Annotated in this window: 19 protein-coding genes; 3 read left to right on the forward strand and 16 right to left on the reverse strand. The window is 74.6% G+C overall.

From position 1 onward, the window contains the following. Positions 1-25: 25 nt before the first annotated feature. The 10 genes from murI to clpS all read right to left on the reverse strand — a co-directional run bounded on the left by murI (position 26) and on the right by clpS (position 6,886). Complete coding sequence (murI, locus tag K1Y72_RS15720; RefSeq protein WP_220167071.1) at positions 26-895, reverse strand: glutamate racemase; 870 nt, start codon at positions 893-895, stop codon at positions 26-28. Between the two features lie 111 nt (positions 896-1,006). Then, positions 1,007-1,798 carry a thioesterase family protein gene (locus K1Y72_RS15725; protein WP_220167072.1) on the reverse strand — a complete coding sequence of 264 codons (792 nt, stop codon included), beginning with the start codon at positions 1,796-1,798 and terminating at the stop codon, positions 1,007-1,009. Between the two features lie 210 nt (positions 1,799-2,008). After that, positions 2,009-2,956 (reverse strand): PLP-dependent cysteine synthase family protein, encoded by a 948-nt coding sequence (locus K1Y72_RS15730; protein WP_220167073.1) that lies wholly within the window; start codon positions 2,954-2,956, stop codon positions 2,009-2,011. A 16-nt stretch (positions 2,957-2,972) separates the two neighbouring features. Continuing rightward, positions 2,973-3,245 (reverse strand): MoaD/ThiS family protein, encoded by a 273-nt coding sequence (locus K1Y72_RS15735; protein WP_220167278.1) that lies wholly within the window; start codon positions 3,243-3,245, stop codon positions 2,973-2,975. Positions 3,246-3,343: 98 nt separating this feature from the next. Beyond that, positions 3,344-3,481, reverse strand: coding sequence for a hypothetical protein (locus K1Y72_RS15740; RefSeq protein ID WP_220167074.1), 138 nt, complete (start codon positions 3,479-3,481; stop codon positions 3,344-3,346). 43 nt (positions 3,482-3,524) lie between these two features. Further along, a complete protein-coding gene (locus tag K1Y72_RS15745) occupies positions 3,525-3,941 on the reverse strand; it encodes a M67 family metallopeptidase (protein WP_220167075.1) in 417 nt (138 codons plus the stop codon). Between the two features lie 31 nt (positions 3,942-3,972). Beyond that, on the reverse strand, positions 3,973-4,926 hold the full coding sequence (locus tag K1Y72_RS15750; RefSeq protein WP_220167076.1) for an anti-sigma factor RsbA family regulatory protein: 954 nt from the start codon (positions 4,924-4,926) through the stop codon (positions 3,973-3,975). After that, a complete protein-coding gene (locus K1Y72_RS15755; protein ID WP_220167077.1) occupies positions 4,923-5,882 on the reverse strand; it encodes an MEDS domain-containing protein in 960 nt (319 codons plus the stop codon). Before K1Y72_RS15755 ends, K1Y72_RS15750 begins: the two co-directional genes overlap by 4 nt. 119 nt (positions 5,883-6,001) lie before the next feature. Beyond that, positions 6,002-6,538 carry a DUF2017 domain-containing protein gene (locus tag K1Y72_RS15760; RefSeq protein ID WP_220167078.1) on the reverse strand — a complete coding sequence of 179 codons (537 nt, stop codon included), beginning with the start codon at positions 6,536-6,538 and terminating at the stop codon, positions 6,002-6,004. A gap of 51 nt (positions 6,539-6,589) precedes the next feature. Further along, positions 6,590-6,886, reverse strand: a complete 297-nt coding sequence (clpS, locus tag K1Y72_RS15765; RefSeq protein ID WP_220167079.1) for an ATP-dependent Clp protease adapter ClpS — start codon at positions 6,884-6,886, stop codon at positions 6,590-6,592. Positions 6,887-7,012: 126 nt separating this feature from the next. Between clpS and K1Y72_RS15770 the strand changes: the two genes are divergently transcribed. The 3 genes from K1Y72_RS15770 to K1Y72_RS15780 all read left to right on the forward strand — a co-directional run bounded on the left by K1Y72_RS15770 (position 7,013) and on the right by K1Y72_RS15780 (position 9,516). Next, positions 7,013-8,332: a nicotinate phosphoribosyltransferase gene (locus K1Y72_RS15770; RefSeq protein ID WP_308287102.1), complete on the forward strand. Its 1,320-nt coding sequence runs from the start codon at positions 7,013-7,015 to the stop codon at positions 8,330-8,332. 84 nt (positions 8,333-8,416) lie between these two features. Then, complete coding sequence (locus K1Y72_RS15775) at positions 8,417-8,995, forward strand: isochorismatase family protein (RefSeq protein ID WP_220167080.1); 579 nt, start codon at positions 8,417-8,419, stop codon at positions 8,993-8,995. Beyond that, positions 8,995-9,516, forward strand: coding sequence for a gluconokinase (locus tag K1Y72_RS15780; protein ID WP_220167081.1), 522 nt, complete (start codon positions 8,995-8,997; stop codon positions 9,514-9,516). Before K1Y72_RS15775 ends, K1Y72_RS15780 begins: the two co-directional genes overlap by 1 nt. Here K1Y72_RS15780 and K1Y72_RS15785 read toward each other — a convergent pair. The 6 genes from K1Y72_RS15785 to K1Y72_RS15810 all read right to left on the reverse strand — a co-directional run bounded on the left by K1Y72_RS15785 (position 9,503) and on the right by K1Y72_RS15810 (position 14,824). Next, the gene (locus tag K1Y72_RS15785) at positions 9,503-10,345 is read right to left on the reverse strand and encodes an alpha/beta fold hydrolase (protein WP_258572501.1); all 843 of its coding nucleotides are present in this window, start codon (positions 10,343-10,345) and stop codon (positions 9,503-9,505) included. The two genes, K1Y72_RS15780 and K1Y72_RS15785, sit on opposite strands and share 14 nt — an antisense overlap. Continuing rightward, positions 10,342-10,929 carry a TetR/AcrR family transcriptional regulator gene (locus K1Y72_RS15790; protein WP_220167082.1) on the reverse strand — a complete coding sequence of 196 codons (588 nt, stop codon included), beginning with the start codon at positions 10,927-10,929 and terminating at the stop codon, positions 10,342-10,344. Before K1Y72_RS15790 ends, K1Y72_RS15785 begins: the two co-directional genes overlap by 4 nt. 113 nt (positions 10,930-11,042) lie before the next feature. Further along, on the reverse strand, positions 11,043-12,797 hold the full coding sequence (locus tag K1Y72_RS15795; RefSeq protein WP_220167281.1) for a DEAD/DEAH box helicase: 1,755 nt from the start codon (positions 12,795-12,797) through the stop codon (positions 11,043-11,045). A gap of 36 nt (positions 12,798-12,833) precedes the next feature. Continuing rightward, on the reverse strand, positions 12,834-13,838 hold the full coding sequence (locus K1Y72_RS15800; protein WP_258572502.1) for a zinc metalloprotease: 1,005 nt from the start codon (positions 13,836-13,838) through the stop codon (positions 12,834-12,836). A 124-nt stretch (positions 13,839-13,962) separates the two neighbouring features. Then, positions 13,963-14,226, reverse strand: a complete 264-nt coding sequence (locus tag K1Y72_RS15805; RefSeq protein ID WP_220167083.1) for a DUF3039 domain-containing protein — start codon at positions 14,224-14,226, stop codon at positions 13,963-13,965. A 10-nt stretch (positions 14,227-14,236) separates the two neighbouring features. Continuing rightward, the gene (locus K1Y72_RS15810; RefSeq protein WP_220167084.1) at positions 14,237-14,824 is read right to left on the reverse strand and encodes a YqgE/AlgH family protein; all 588 of its coding nucleotides are present in this window, start codon (positions 14,822-14,824) and stop codon (positions 14,237-14,239) included. Positions 14,825-14,963: the final 139 nt, after the last annotated feature.

Consider the following 14,963-nt stretch of genomic DNA (forward strand, 5'->3'; position numbering starts at 1 on the left):
TCCTCGCTTCGTTCGTCCCCGAGGATCAGATGGTCACGGCCGTGCCGGCGGTGGTCTCCACCGCGCCGATCTCCGGCCCCAGGAAGCGGCGGCCGAGGGCGGCGAAGACGGCGGGGTCGCCCGTCACCCGGAACCGGTGCAGCGGCGGCCGGGTCCCCTCCGGCCGCGCCAGTCCCCGGTCCTGCAGCACGCGGTACACGTCCTTGGCGGTCTCGTCGGCACTCGACACCAGTGTGACCCCGTCGCCGACGACATACGAGATGACGCCGGTCAGCAATGGGTAATGCGTGCAGCCGAGGACGAGGGTGTCGCACCCGGCCGCGACGATCGGCCGCAGGTAGCCGCGCGCCGCGTCGAGCAGCTCCGCGCCCGCGGTGGTGCCCGCCTCCACGAACTCCACGAAGCGCGGGCAGGCCGCGCTCGTCAGCTCGATGTGCGGCGCCGCGGCGAACGCGTCCTCGTAGGACCGGCTGTTCACCGTGGCCGCGGTCGCGATCAGCCCGACCCGGCCGTTGCGGGTCGCGCTGGCGGCGCGCCGCGCCGCGGGGTTGATCACTTCGACGACCGGGACGTCGTAGCGCTCCCGGGCGTCGCGGAGCATCGCCGAGCTGGCGCTGTTGCAGGCGATCACCAGCAGCTTGACGCCCCGCGCCACCAGGTCGTCCAGCATCTCCAGGGCGAACGCCCTGACCTGCGCGATCGGGCGCGGGCCGTAGGGCTGGCGGGCCGAGTCGCCGAGGTAGGCGATCGGCTCGTTCGGCAGCTGGTCGAGGATGGCGCGGGCCACCGTGAGACCGCCGAATCCGCTGTCGAACACGCCGATCGGCGCCTCGCGCGGGTCGCCGGGCGGGCGCCGGGCCGCCCGGGGGCCCGCCCCGGGAAGCTGGGCTGACATGGTCCCCAAGGCTAAGCGACAACGCCCGTGGGGACCGCGTCATGCGGTCGACATCACACGGTCACGTGGGTGAAACCGGCCACTTTCCCGGCGGCGCGTCCAACCGCGCGTCTAGCCGCGCCCGAGACGAGCGATCTGGCGGCTCTGCGCGACGAGCCGGCCGGCGGAGTCCCACACCTCGACCTCCTCGTCGAACCAGCCGCCGGTGACGAGCCGGCCGCTGCCGTGCAGGGCGAGCCAGCCGGGCGCGGGGATCGCGCGCATGTGCCAGGTGAGCTCGACGGTCGGGGACCAGCCGCGGGCGCCGGCGTTCAGCGCGACGGGCGGCAGCGCGTCCACGGCGAGGGCGAGCGCGGCGGCGTCGTTGCCGTGCGGGTCGCGCAGCCGGAACCAGGCGCGCAGCTCGGGGACGCCGGTCGGGCGGCCCTCCAGCCAGCGCATGGTGGCGGGGTCGTAGCGCAGGTCCATCTGGGCGGCGAAGCCGGTGAGGCCCTCCGGCGGGACGAACTCGGTGCACTCCTCGATCGGCGGCAGCCACGGCGCGGGCCGCTCGCCGGTGTAGGTCGGCTCGGCGGACGCGTCGAGGGTGCCGGTGGTGATCAGCGCCTCGGTGGCGGTCCGGCCGCCCTGGGCGAGGGAGACGCGGGCGGTCGCGGCGGTGCGGCCCGCCTTGAGGGTGTCCACGGTGATCTCGGCGCGGCCGGGCGCGGCGGCGCGCAGGAAGGTCGTCGCGGTCGCGACGGGGTGCTCGTGCGGCGACGACGCCACCGCGGCGCGGCCGAGGACGGCCATCAGGTAGCCGCCGTTGACCGCCTCGGCCATCCCGAAGTCGCCGTCGAGCTCGACCTCGAACCGGCCCTCGTCCACCTGCTTGATGGTGGTGGCGTCCCCGAACCTGCTCATTCGGCCCTCTCCCGCACGTTTCTAGAATGACGTTCGAGTCGGAGCGTACCCGCCCCCCGCCACCCCCGGCGCGACCCCCCGACCCCCTGACCACCCGGTCACCGAAAGTCGAGATGCGGCGTGTTGGGCACTTCGACGATCGAAAATGCCCAACACGCCGCATCTCGACGGGCGGTGACCGGGTGGTCAGGGGTGGCGGGGCGGTGCGGGTCAGGCCCAGAGCTGGCCTTCGAGGGCGGCCTCGGCCTCCTCCAGGGTGCCCCCGTAGGCGCCGGTGGACAGGTACTTCCAGCCGCCGTCGGCGACGACGAAGGCGATGTCGGCGCGCTCGCCCGCCTTGACGGCCTTGGCCGCCATGCCGAGCGCGGCGTGCAGGGCGCCGCCGGTCGAGACGCCGGCGAAGATGCCCTCCTCCTCCAGCAGCTCGCGGGTGCGGCGCAGGGCGTCGCGCGAGCCGACGGAGAAGCGGGTGGTCAGCACCGAGTCGTCGTACAGCTCGGGGATGAACCCCTCGTCGATGTTGCGCAGCCCGTACACCAGCTCGCCGTAGCGCGGCTCGGCGGCGACGATCCGGATGCCGGGGACGTGCTCGCGCAGGTACCGGCCGGTGCCCATGAGGGTGCCGGTGGTGCCGAGGCCGGCCACGAAGTGCGTGATCGTCGGCAGGTCCTCCAGCAGCTCGGGGCCGGTCGTCTCGTAGTGCGCGAGCGCGTTGGCCTCGTTGCCGTACTGGTAGAGCATCACCCAGTCGGGGTGCTCGGCGGCGAGCCGCTTGGCCACCCGGACCGCCTCGTTGGAGCCGCCCGCGGCGGGCGAGGAGATGATCTCCGCGCCCCACATCCGGAGCAGCTGGCGCCGCTCGGCGGAGGTGTTCTCCGGCATCACGCACACCATCCGGTAGCCGCGCAGCTTGGCGGCCATGGCGAGGGAGATGCCGGTGTTGCCGGAGGTCGGCTCCAGGATGGTGCGGCCGGGCCGCAGCAGGCCCTCCTTCTCCGCCTTCTGGATCATGTAGAGGGCGGGCCGGTCCTTGACCGAGCCGGTCGGGTTGCGGTCCTCCAGCTTCGCCCAGAGCCGCACGTCGTCGCTCGGCGAGAGCCGGGGCAGCCCGACGAGCGGCGTGCGGCCGAGCGAGTCCAGCAGGGAGTCGAAACGCATGGCGCGGGCCCCGGGCTCAGCCGCCGGCGACGGCGGGCAGGATGGTGACGTTGTCGCCGTCGGCCACCGGGGTGTCCAGGCCGCCGAGGAAGCGCACGTCCTCGTCGTTCAGGTAGACGTTGACGAACTTGCGCAGGCCCTTGTCGTCCACCAGGCGGGCGCGGAGGCCCGGGTGCCGGGCGTCCAGGTCGGTGAACAGCTCGGCGAGGGTGCCGCCCTTGCCCTCGACGGCCTTGTCGCCGCCGGTGAGGTTGCGCAGGATCGTGGGGATCCGGACCTCGATCGCCATCGCGGTGCTCTCCTTGCTCGGTTGTCGTCGCATGGGTCGTACGGGAACCCCGTCCACCAGGCACAACAGCGGGTGGTACGGGGGGAATTCCGGGCCGGTCAGCGCGCCCGGCGACAGTCGTAGACGACCTCGGCCCGCGAGTGCCCGAACAGGAACCCCTGGACGGGCGGCACGGCGGGGGGCACCACGGCGGACGGGCGGCGCCGCGCGCCGCCGGACACTCCGCTCGTCCCCATGACCGCCAGTTTACCGACCCCGCGCCCGCCGTCCCCCGGCGCCTCAGGCACCGGCCTCGACGACGGTGACCTCCTCCTCGGTCACCTCGCCGTCCACGATCCGGTACGAGCGGAACTCGGTCTCGTCCTCGGCGCGGGTGGAGACCAGCACGTAGTGCGCGTTCGGCTCGGCCGCGTAGGAGACGTCGGTGCGCGAGGGGTAGGCCTCGGTGGCGGTGTGCGAGTGGTAGATCACGACGGGCTCCTCGTCGCGGTCGTCCATCTCGCGCCAGACCTTCAGCTGCTCCTGCGAGTCGAAGCGGTAGAAGGTCGGGGACCGCTCGGCGTTGACCATGGCGATGAACCGGACGGGCCGGTCCGAGCCGATCGGGCCGGCGATGACGCCGCACGCCTCGTCGGGGTGGTCGGCGCGCGCGTGCGCGATGATCTGGTCGACCAGGGCTCGCTCGATCGTCAGCATGGCCCGAAGATTACCCGGCGCGCCGGCGGCCTCAGGCGGGGAGGCGCAGGTGGAGGCGGACGCGGGTGCCCATCGAGTTGGAGCGGACCTCCACGATGTGGCAGAGCCGCCGCACCGCCCACATCGCGGCGTCGGCCTGGTGCGGCGGGCGGGGCGGGAGCTGGCCGAGGAACCGGTCGGGCATGCCGCGGTTCGGGTCGGTGACGTCGGCGACGAGCTCGCCGTCGGCGGCCCACACCCAGAGCGCGCCGTGCCCGCCGCCGTCCCGGATGACCATGGTGGCGACCTCGTTGACGGCGAGCACGAACGGCAGCGTGTCGGCGGCGGGCAGGCCGTGCCGGGCCGCCTCGCGGGTGAGGAAGGCGCGCAGGCCGGGCAGCTCGCCGGCGCCGAAGATGCGCCGGGCCGCGGTGATCGGCGGCGGGGCGAGCGGCTCGGCGTTGCACTCGGCGTAGAAGTCGGCGGGCTCGACGTAGCCGTGGCTCGGCCGGATCCCGTCCTCGTCGACCAGCTCGGGGTGGGTGCGGGCGGCGTGCGCGAGCAGCGCGGGCGGCAGGTCCGCGGCGTCGTAGGCGCACAGCAGGGTGGTCGGGCTGCCGGCGAGCGCGACGTTCAGCAGCGCCTCGTGGCGCAGCCACTCGCGGACCTCCAGCGCGCTGCGGCCCGCCCAGACCGGCTCGGCGAGCAGCCGGAGCCGCCCGCGCGGCCACCAGTCCTGGCGGGCCCGCTCGTCGTAGGAGGCGAGCGCGGCGACGGGCGTGGTGAACCAGCCGGCGGCGGCGATGAACTCCACGCCGTGCGCGGCCGCGCCGAGGCCCTCGTGGATCAGCTCGGTGGCGTCCGGCCCGGCGATCACGACGGCGACCTCGCCGGCGCCGACGCCCTCGGCGAGGTAGGGCACGGCGGCGCGGGCGAACTCGGCCGGCGTGGAGTGCAGCAACGCGCGGTGCGGCAGCGCGAGCGCGGCGCGGGTGCCGGTGGTCATGGGGCCGCCCTCTCCAGGTGGACGCCCGGCATGGACTCCCAGCCGGCGATCCGCATCATCAGCGCCAGGTAGTCGGGCAGCCCCCGCAGCACGATCTGGCGGTGCGGCAGGGCGGCGGGCCCCTCCGCCCGCCCGTCCGGCAGCGCGCCGAGCAGCACGCCGAGGCCGGTGAGGTCGCAGAACTCCAGGTCGCCGAGGTCGAGGCAGAAGTGCCCGCTGCGGGCGCCGGACGCCGCGAGCGCCCGGCGGACGGCGGGCAGCGTCGACTCGTCCAGCGCCCCGGTCAGCCGGAGGCCGGGCGGGGTGAAGATCGGGGTGATCCGCAGCACCCCGTCGTCGTGCAGGTCGTCCACCCGCACCTGGGCGCCGTGGCAGCCCTCCAGCTCGCGGAGCTGGGCCGCGTCGAACCAGCGCCGGTCGTACTGGCAGATCACCATGGCGCGGCTGCCGGGCGCGCCGATCGCCTCGCCGCACAGGTGCTCGAAGGCGCCGAAGTCCTCGGTGCCGGGCCAGCCGCGCAGCGAGAACGACGTCTCGCCGGTGATCCGGACGCCGTCGTAGCCCTGCACGAGCGCCACGTCGATCTCGGTGCGCAGCAGGTTCACCGTCTCGGCCGGGTCGAACCGGCCGGTGGCGAGGAACGCCTCGATGATCGGGCGGACCACCAGGTGCCCGGCCCGCACCGCCTCGGCCAGGGCGGCGGGGGCCGTGCCGGGGGCGCGGGCGAGCCGGTTCAGCACGGCCGCCGGGTCGTCCTCGTCGGCCAGGTAGATGATCTTGTGGGAGGCGCGCAGCCCGTCCCGGATGTAGGCGGCGAGGATCGCCCGGCGCTCGTCCTCGTTGTCGTAGGTGAGGCAGAGATGGTCGCCGAACCGCATCGCCCCGACCGCCACGGCGTCCGCCGGCACGCCGGCCGGCGCGGCCGGGCGGGCGTCGTCGCCGATACCGGGGGGCAAGGGGGCTCCTGGAAGGGGTGCGGTCGCGGCCTGCCCGGCCAATTTATCAACCGTTGCCCCGAAACGCCCGGACATCCGCAGGCCGGGAGCGGACGGCCCCGCTCCGGTCGCCGGACCGCTCACCAGACGGCGTGGACGAGGTCCTCCTGGACGGCGGTCAGCCAGTCGTAGGCGGCGAACATCGGCAGCCGCGGGTCGTCCCGGTCCAGCGCGCCGACCTGCTCGTACCAGTCCTCGCCGATGTCCAGCCGGGTGCCGAGGGCGAGGCGCAGGTCGTTCAGCGCCTTCAGCCACGCCCGCGCCTGCCCCTCGTCCAGCAGCGCGTCCACCCGGGCCGCCTCGTCGTCGCCGAGGGTGGCGAGGACGACGTCGGCCGCCTCGCGCTTGCCGTCGCGCAGGCCGAGCTCGGTGTAGCGGCGGAACTCCCCCGCCGCCTCGCCGTCGTCGCGGTAGGCGTCGGGGAACAGCCGGGCGATCACCGGGTCGTCCGAGAGCGCCGCGTCCTCGGCGATGCCGAGCGCGGCGAGGCCCTCGCCGGTCTCGGGCGGGTCGCCGAGCATCTCCAGGAGCTGCCCGAGGAGCCCCCGCACGAGCGCCGCCTCCGCCGGTTCCAGGCGCATCTGGACGCCGCCGCGCTTCTTCTTGATGTGAGCCATGGGTGTGCCGTCGCGTCCCGGGTCGAGGTGGTTCGGAGTGGGCCGGAGCCGTCAGTCGTCGCGCTTCACGGTGGCCCAGAGGCCGTAGGAGTGCAGGATCTCCACGTCCCGCTCCATCTCCTCGCGGGTGCCGTTCGCGACGACCGCGCGGCCCTTGTGGTGCACGTCCATCATCAGCTTCTCGGCCTTGGCCTTGGGATAGTTGAAGACCGTCTGGAACACGTAGGTCACATACGACATGAGGTTGACCGGGTCGTTCCAGACGATCGCCACCCAGGGGCGGTCGGCGCCCTGCTCCTCCCGGGCCTCCGGTCGTTCCAGCTCCACAGGTGCCGGTGCGGTGCTCATGGTTCCGCCGTTCCCCTCCGTGTCCCCTCGTGGTCCGCCGCTCCCCCGATGCTATGCGGACCGCCCCCGCCCGCGCGGGGCGGGCCGCCGCGCGGCAGGTCGGGAGCCGGGTCATAAGGTGCGAGGGTGGATTTCAGTGACGGCACCGCCCTGCTGACCGACCGGTACGAGCTGACCATGCTGCAGGCCGCCCTGCGCAGCGGGACGGCCGGGCGCCGCGCGGTGTTCGAGGTGTTCGCGCGCAGCCTGCCCGCCGGGCGCCGCTACGGCGTGGTGGCCGGGACCGGACGGCTGCTCGACGCCATCGAGGCGTTCACGTTCGGCCCCGCCGAGCTGGAGTTCCTCACCGGCAACGGCATCGTGGACGGGCCGACCGCCGAATGGCTCGGGACGTACCGCTTCACCGGGGAGGTGCGCGGCTACGCCGAGGGCGAGTGCTACTTCCCCGGCTCGCCGATCCTCACCGTCGAGGGCACCTTCGCCGAGGCCGTCCTGCTGGAGACGCTGGTGCTGTCGATCCTGAACCACGACTGCGCCATCGCGGGCGCGGCGTCGCGGATGGTGCACGCCGCCGGGGACCGGCCGCTGATCGAGATGGGCTCGCGCCGCACCCACGAGCGGGCCGCCGTCGCCGCGTCCCGCGCCGCCCACGTCGCCGGGTTCACCACCACCTCCAACCTGGAGGCCGGCCGCCGCTACGGCGTGCCGACCGCCGGCACCGCCGCGCACGCCTTCACGCTGCTGCACGACAGCGAGCGGCACGCCTTCGAGGCGCAGCTCGCCTCGCTCGGCGACGGCACCACGCTGCTGGTCGACACCTACGACGTCGAGCGCGCGGTGCGGACCGCCGTGGACCTCGCCGGCCCGGCGCTCGGCGCCGTCCGCATCGACAGCGGCGACCTCGGCGCCGTCGCCCGCGACGTCCGCGGGCTGCTGGACGGGCTCGGCGCCCCCGACACCCGCATCGTGGTCACCGGCGACCTCGACGAGTACGGCATCGCCGCGCTCGCCGCCGCCCCCGTCGACGGCTACGGCGTCGGCACCTCCCTGGTGACCGGGTCGGGCGCGCCGACGGCGTCCCTGGTCTACAAGCTGGTGGCGCGCGCCGACGGCACCGATCCCGGCGCCCCGCTCCGGCCGGTCGCCAAGAAGTCCACCGGCAAGCCCAGCCGGGGCGGCCGCAAGACCGCCGTCCGCCGCCTGGACGCGCGCGGCACCGCCGCCGCCGAGGTCGTCAGCGTCGGCGAGCCGGCGCCCGCCGGCCACGACCGGCCGCTCCAGGTGCCGCTGGTGCGCGGCGGCGAGGTCGTCGGCCGGGAGGACCTGGCGGCCGCCCGCGCGCGGCACCTCGCCTCCGTCGCCGAGCTGCCCGCGACGGCGCTCCAGCTGTCCAAGGGCGACCCGGCGCTCCCCACCGAGTTCGCCGAGGGCGGGCCGCGCCGCTGACGGCGCCCGCCCGGGGCATGCCGGGCGCGCGATTGACGTTCCCCTCCAAGGGGACATAACGGGGAACCGGAGCGAGGAGAGATCATGGCGAAGGCGCTCGTCATCGTCGACGTGCAGAACGACTTCTGCGAGGGCGGCTCGCTGGCCGTCGGCGGCGGCGCCGACGTGGCGGCCGCGATCTCGCGGTACGTGGGCGAGCGCGGCGGCGACTACGCCCACGTCGTGGCCACCCGCGACTTCCACCACGACCCCGGCGCGCACTTCTCGGCCACGCCCGACTACACCGACACCTGGCCGCCGCACTGCGTCATCGGCACGGCCGGCGCCGACTTCCACCCGAACCTGGCGCTCGCCCCGATCGAGACGGTGTTCAGCAAGGGCCGCGAGTCCGCCGCCTACAGCGGCTTCGAGGGCGCCACCGACGACGACGTCCCGCTCGGCGACTGGCTGCGCGAGCGCGCCGTCACCGGCGTCGACGTCGTCGGCATCGCCACCGACCACTGCGTGCGCGCCACCGCCCTCGACGCCGCCCGCGCCGGCCTCCGCACCACCGTGCTGCTCGACCTCACCGCCGGGGTCGCCAAGGAGACCACCGACCGGGCCCTGGAGGAGCTGCGCGCCGCCGGCGTGGAGCTCACCGGCGAGCCGGTGGTGCGGGCCTGATGGCCGGGACGCGCCCCTCCGAGCGTCCCCGGGTCGTCCTCGTCATGGGCGTGTCCGGCAGCGGCAAGACCACGATCGGCCGGATGCTCGCCGAGCGCCTCGGCTGGGACTACGCCGAGGCCGACGCGTTCCACCCGCGCGCCAACATCGAGAAGATGAGCGAGGGCATCCCGCTCGGCGACGCCGACCGGATGCCCTGGCTCGGCGACATCGCCGAGTGGATCGAGGGCCGCGACGCCCCGGGCGTCGTCTCGTGCTCGGCGCTGAAGCGCGCGTACCGCGAGATGCTGCCGCCCGTCACCCTCGTCTACCTGGACGGCTCCCACGAGCTGATCGAGGGGCGGATGCGCAGCCGCATCGGCCACTTCTTCAAGCCCGCCATGCTCGACGGCCAGTTCCGCGACCTGGAGCCCCCGCACGCCGACGAGCACCCCGTCACCGTGTCCATCGAGGGCACCCCCGAGGACATCATCGACCGCATCCTGGCGGGCCTGAAGGAGCGCGGCATCACCCCAGCGTGAGCAGCAGCCGCTCGCCGAACTCCCGCGGCCGCTCCACGGCGCCGAGGTGGCCGCCGGGGAACTCGACGACGTCCCGGTCGAGCAGCTCGGCGAGCCGCGCGACCGGCCCGTAGAGGGGCGTGACGCCGCGCGAATCGCGGCCGGCGGCCGGCACCAGCCGGTCCGCGACGGCGCCGAGGGCGTCCAGGTCGGGGACGGACGAGGAGAACGGCACCAGCATCCGTTCCAGGAAGACCGGCATGTTGGCCGCCATCCGCGGCGCCATCTCCCGGATCTCGGGCGGGACGTCCGCGGGCGCGTCCCTGCCGCCGTCCCCGCCGTCGCCGCCGCCGAGCCCTTCGGCGAACAGCGCCGTCGCCGCGGCGACGCCGTCGGCGATGTACGCGTCGCGGACGGCGGCGAACAGCGCCCGGTGGGGCGCCGGATCGTGCAGCAGCTCCAGCAGCGGCGGCTCGTGCGCGACGACGCGGCGGACGCCGTCCGGGCGGCGGGCCAGCAGGTGCAGCGCGACGATCGCGCCCGAGCTGCTGCCGAAGACCGACGCGCCGCCCTCCGGCGCGTGCAGGTCCAGCAGGCGCCGCGCGTCGTCGGCCCACACCTCCGGCCGCTGGTCGCCGGCCGGGCCGTCCAGGGGGCTGCGCGACAGGCCGCGCGGATCGTAGGTGACGACGGTGCGGCGGGCCGCCAGCGCGTCCGCCATGCCCGCGTACAGGCCCGCGTCGGCGGCGCCGCCGGGGATCATCAGCAGGACGGGGCCCGCGCCGCGCCGCTCGTGGTGCAGGACGGCGCCGGGCACCCGCAGCGCACCGGTCGTGATCGTCGTCGTCATCGGGGGGTCCTCTCCGGCCGCGACGGCCAGTTCTCCAGCAGGACGTGGAGCGCGGCGAGGCCGCGGTCCCAGGACTCCTGGACGGCGCGCGGATGCGCGAACCCGCCGCCGAGCTCCAGGTGGACGTAGCCGTGGAAGGCCGCGCGGAGCAGCCGCCCCGCGTCGGTGAGGTCGGGCTCGGCGAGGCCGTAGGCGCGCAGCATCCCGTGGGTGAGGTCGACGCTGCGGCGCAGCGCGACGGCGTCCCCGACCTCTTCGGGCGCCATCCGCATCTGCGTCGCGGCGTAGCGGCCCGGGTGCTCCAGCGCGTACGCGCGGTAGGCGCCGGCGAAGCCCACGAGGGCGTCCTCCCCCGCCCGGCCCGCGACGGCGTCGGCGATCCGCGCCGTCATCTCCGCGCCGCTGTGCAGCGCGACCCGTACCAGCAGGTCGCGCCGGTTCCGGACGTGCGAGTACAGGCTCGCGTCCTTGACGCCGAAGCGCCGCGCGAGCGCCGCGACGGTGACGCCGTCGAGGCCCGCCTCGTCGGCCAGCTCGGCGGCGGCCTCGGTCAGGCGGGCGGCGGTGAGGCCGGCACGCGGCATGGGGCACCTCCCCTTCCTAGGTATCCAAGGCGAAAACCTAACATATCTAGGTTCGGTGGCGAAACGAAAGGCCGCGCGCCCCGTCGGGACGCGCGGCCTTCGGAAGGAACGCCTCAGCTCCGGCGCTTGGCGGCCCAGTCGCGGATCTTGGCGATGCGGGCCTTGACCTCCTCGGCGGACGCCTGCGCGAGGGGCGGGCCGCCGCAGGCGCGGCGCAGATCGTTGTGGATCACGCCGTGCGGCTGGCCGGTGCGGTGGTTCCACGCGCCGACCAGGTTGTTCAGCTCGCCGCGGAGGGCGTGCAGGTCCTCGGCGGCGGTGCGGTCGGCGCGGTCCTCGCGCGGGTCGCCGGTCTTGCGCTTGCGCTCGCTGGCGAGCTGCGCCGCCTGCCGCTTGCGGAGCAGCTGCGACACCTGCTCGGGCTCCAGCAGCCCCGGGATGCCGAGGAACTCCTCCTCCTCGGCCGACCCCGGCGCGGCCTGCATGCCGAACTCGCCGCCGTCGTAGAGCACCCGGTCGAACGTCGCCGACGCCTCGACGGTCTCGAAGGCGAACTCCTCGCCGAGGTCGTCGGGGGTGTCGCGGGACCGGTTCGCCTCGGCGAGCAGGTCGTCGTCCAGGCCGTCCTCGCGGACCGGGCGGTCCAGGACGTGGTCGCGCTCGGTCTCCATCTCGGCGGCGTGCCCCATCAGCGTCGGCACCGACGGCAGGAACACCGACGCCGTCTCGCCGCGCTTGCGGGCCCGCACGAAACGGCCGATGGCCTGCGCGAAGAACAGCGGCGTGCTGGTGGACGTCGCGTAGACGCCGACCGCGAGGCGCGGGATGTCGACGCCCTCGGACACCATCCGGACCGCGACCATCCAGCGGTCCGTCGACTCGGCGAACTGCTTGATCTTCTTGGACGCGCCCGGGTCGTCCGACAGCACGATCGCCGCGCCCTCCCCGCAGACCGCGCGGATCATCCTGGCGTAGGCGCGGGCCGCCTCGTGGTCGGTGGCGATGACCAGGCCGCCCGCGTCGGGGATCGCGCGGCGCAGCTCGGTGAGCCGCCGGTCGGCCGCCGCGATCACCTGCTGGATCCAGTCGCCCTTCGGGTCGAGCGCCGCCCGCCACGCCTGCGACATCTGGTCCTGGGTGAGCGGCTCGCCGAGCGTCGCGGTGATCTCGTCGCCGGCCCGGGTGCGCCAGCGCATCTCCCCCGCGTACGCCAGGAAGATGACCGGCCGGACGACGCCGTCGGCGAGCGCCGGACCGTACCCGTAGGTGTAGTCGGCGCTGCTGCGGCGGATCCCGTCGGGCCCCTCCTCGTACTGCACGAACGGGATCGGGTTGATGTCGGTGCGGAACGGCGTGCCCGACAGCGACAGCCGGCGCGCGGCCGGCTCGAACGCCTCGCGCACCGCGTCGCCCCACGACAGGCCGTCGCCCGCGTGGTGCACCTCGTCGAAGATGACCAGCGTCTTGCGCGCCTCGGTGCGGTTGCGGTGCAGCGCGGGCCGGGCGGCGACCGTGGCGTAGGTGACGGCGATGCCGTCGAAGTCCTTGCCGGCCTTGCCCTGCGCGTTCTGGAACTCCGGATCGATCTTGATGCCGACGCGGGCCGCCGACTCGGCCCACTGCCGCTTCAGGTGCTCGGTCGGGCAGATGATCGTGATGGCCGCCACGATGCGGCGCTCCAGCAGCTCGCGGGCGAGCCGCAGCGCGAACGTGGTCTTGCCCGCGCCGGGCGTGGCGACCGTCAGGAAGTCGCGCGGCCCCGGCTGCCGCCCGTCGGAGCCGAAGTAGGTCTCCAACGCCTGCTGCTGCCAGGCGCGCAGGGACGACGCGGTGCCCCAGGCGGCCCGTTCGGGGAACGCGGGGGGCATGTCGGGTGCGGCGAAAGTGCTCACGGTCATCGAAGGCTACCGATTCCCTCTGACAGGACGCACCCCGCGCCCGCCGTGGGAGGCCGCCAGGGCGGACTTGGGGGCCCGGAAGGCCGCCCAGGCGGCGCGGATGCGCACGCCCTGGTCAGGGGTGAACTCCTGCATGCATTCGTCCCATCCGTAGTCCATGAAGTTGTGCACCGGGTCGGCGCCGGCCTGCGCGCAGCTGTCGCGCCCCTCCGGGCAGCCCTCGGCCGGCCCCGCCTCGTAGGGGGTGTCGGCGATCCCGTCGCCCGGGGTCCGGCAGCCGTTCTCGAACGTGTGGAACAGCCCGAGCCAGTGCCCCGTCTCGTGCACCGCGGTGAACCCCCGGTCGAAGTGCCGGTAGGGGCCGCCCGGCAGGGTCCGGTAGTCCACGACCACGCCGTCGGCCTTCGGCGCCGACGCGTACCACTGCGGGAACGTCGAGAAGCCGAGCACGTCCGCGCCGACCGCCGCGGTGTAGAGGTTGAGGGTACCGGGGCCGCCCTTGCGCAGGGCGCCCTTCATCGCCTTCTCGTACCGTTCGGGCTCGCGGAACCAGGCCGCGTTGTCGGTGGTGTCGGTCCCGGCGAGGCGGAACGAGACCCCGGTGTCGACGCCGCCGAACCGGCCGCCGTAGGCGGCGTCCAGCGTGGCGATCTGCTCCTCGACGGCGCCCGCGGCGGCCCGTCCGGCCGCGCCGGCGGTGAGGACGTGCACCTGGACCGGGACGACGGTGCGCTCGTCCCGGCGGGCGGCGGCCACCTTCGTCTCGTCGGCCGTCCCGAACCGGCCGAGCAGCGCCCGCTTCAGCCCGGCGAGCAGCGGCTCGGACGCGCCGCCCATGCGGTGCTCGTCACGCGCGGGGCCGCGGGCGCCGGTCGCGCGCGCGGCGATCGGGTCCGGCCCGCAGGACGAGCGGGACGCCGCCTCCTGCGGGAGCGCCCGCCCGCCGGCCCCGGCCGCGCCCGGACCGGCGGTGGCGGTCGCGGGCAGCGCGCAGAGCGAAAGCAGGCACAACGGAACGGCGAAACCGCGCCTCATGGATCCCCCGATGCAGAAAGACATGATCTCCGCTTCGATCATGCCCGCCGGGCGGCGCCTTCACCGCCCGCTGCACCGCATCCGGGAACGCTGCTGAGGACTACTTGTCGCCGTCGTTGCCGCCCGACTGCATGGACTCGTAGATCTCCTTGCACTGCGGGCAGACCGGGAACTTCTTCGGGTCGCGGTTCGGCACCCAGACCTTGCCGCAGAGCGCGATCACCGGCGTGCCGGACACCGCGCTCTCGGTGATCTTCTGCTTCTTCACATAGTGGGCGAACCGCTCGTGGTCGCCGTCGCCGTGCGACAGGTCGGGGACCTGGTCGGTCCGGACGTCGCCCTCGGGCAGGATCTTGGTACTCACGGCCCCCACCTTAGTTGAGCGTCGGGTCCTCGGGGAAAGTCGAGACGAGCGCCAGGTCGCCGCCCTGGCGGCGGAGCACCTCCTGCCAGAGCCGTCCCGGGTCGGCGTTGAACGCGTCGCCCGCCTCGGCCGGCACCAGGTACCACGAGCCGTCCTCGACCTCGGCGCGCAGCTGCCCCTCCGACCAGCCCGCGTACCCGGCGAACACCCGGAGCTGCAGCAGCTCGGCGGCGAGCAGGCCGGGCGGGGCGTCCAGGTCCACCAGGCCGACCCGGGCGACCGCGGCGTCGCCGTCCAGGGCGCGCCAGCCGAGCGGCTCGCCGTCGCCGGGCAGGCGGGCGAGGGCGAGCGCGTTGTCCAGCGCGACCGGGCCGCCCTGGAAGACCACCGGCGGGCCGGTGACGAGCCCCGCCCACGGCGGCAGCACCCGGTCCACCGGGATCTCGGTCGGCCGGTTGAGGACGACGCCGAGCGTCCCGCCGTCGTGGTCGTGCTCGACGATGAGCACGACGCCGCGCCGGAAGTTCGGATCCTCCAGCTGGGGGGTCGCGACCAGCAGGGAGCCCACCGTGATGCCGTCGTCCGCGCCGTCGTCCATGGGGACCATCATGCGTTGCGCCGACCTCCGGCGGCACGTCCCCCCGCGCGTTAACCTGTTAGCTCTTCCCATCGCCGGGGAACTGGGCAGAATACGGCCTAGGTAAAGGATCGATCTAGATTGATCTAGGTTCGACGAA

Origin of the sequence: Actinomadura parmotrematis (assembly GCF_019458805.1) — a bacterium.
Taxonomy (GTDB): Bacteria; Actinomycetota; Actinomycetes; order Streptosporangiales; family Streptosporangiaceae; genus Spirillospora; species Spirillospora parmotrematis.

Excerpts from the sequence above, each read along its gene's own strand:
- K1Y72_RS15725 (WP_220167072.1), bottom strand. The coding sequence starts at position 1,798 with ATGAGCAGGTTCGGGGACGCCACCACCATCAAGCAGGTGGACGAGGGC.
- K1Y72_RS15790 (WP_220167082.1), bottom strand. The coding sequence starts at position 10,929 with ATGCCGCGTGCCGGCCTCACCGCCGCCCGCCTGACCGAGGCCGCCGCC.
- K1Y72_RS15780 (WP_220167081.1), top strand. The coding sequence starts at position 8,995 with ATGGCCGGGACGCGCCCCTCCGAGCGTCCCCGGGTCGTCCTCGTCATG.
- murI (WP_220167071.1), bottom strand. The coding sequence starts at position 895 with ATGTCAGCCCAGCTTCCCGGGGCGGGCCCCCGGGCGGCCCGGCGCCCG.
- K1Y72_RS15775 (WP_220167080.1), top strand. The coding sequence starts at position 8,417 with ATGGCGAAGGCGCTCGTCATCGTCGACGTGCAGAACGACTTCTGCGAG.
- K1Y72_RS15735 (WP_220167278.1), bottom strand. The coding sequence starts at position 3,245 with ATGGCGATCGAGGTCCGGATCCCCACGATCCTGCGCAACCTCACCGGC.
- K1Y72_RS15745 (WP_220167075.1), bottom strand. The coding sequence starts at position 3,941 with ATGCTGACGATCGAGCGAGCCCTGGTCGACCAGATCATCGCGCACGCG.
- K1Y72_RS15795 (WP_220167281.1), bottom strand. The coding sequence starts at position 12,797 with ATGCCCCCCGCGTTCCCCGAACGGGCCGCCTGGGGCACCGCGTCGTCC.
- K1Y72_RS15760 (WP_220167078.1), bottom strand. The coding sequence starts at position 6,538 with ATGGCTCACATCAAGAAGAAGCGCGGCGGCGTCCAGATGCGCCTGGAA.
- K1Y72_RS15740 (WP_220167074.1), bottom strand. The coding sequence starts at position 3,481 with ATGGGGACGAGCGGAGTGTCCGGCGGCGCGCGGCGCCGCCCGTCCGCC.
- K1Y72_RS15785 (WP_258572501.1), bottom strand. The coding sequence starts at position 10,345 with ATGACGACGACGATCACGACCGGTGCGCTGCGGGTGCCCGGCGCCGTC.
- clpS (WP_220167079.1), bottom strand. The coding sequence starts at position 6,886 with ATGAGCACCGCACCGGCACCTGTGGAGCTGGAACGACCGGAGGCCCGG.
- K1Y72_RS15810 (WP_220167084.1), bottom strand. The coding sequence starts at position 14,824 with ATGGACGACGGCGCGGACGACGGCATCACGGTGGGCTCCCTGCTGGTC.
- K1Y72_RS15730 (WP_220167073.1), bottom strand. The coding sequence starts at position 2,956 with ATGCGTTTCGACTCCCTGCTGGACTCGCTCGGCCGCACGCCGCTCGTC.
- K1Y72_RS15750 (WP_220167076.1), bottom strand. The coding sequence starts at position 4,926 with ATGACCACCGGCACCCGCGCCGCGCTCGCGCTGCCGCACCGCGCGTTG.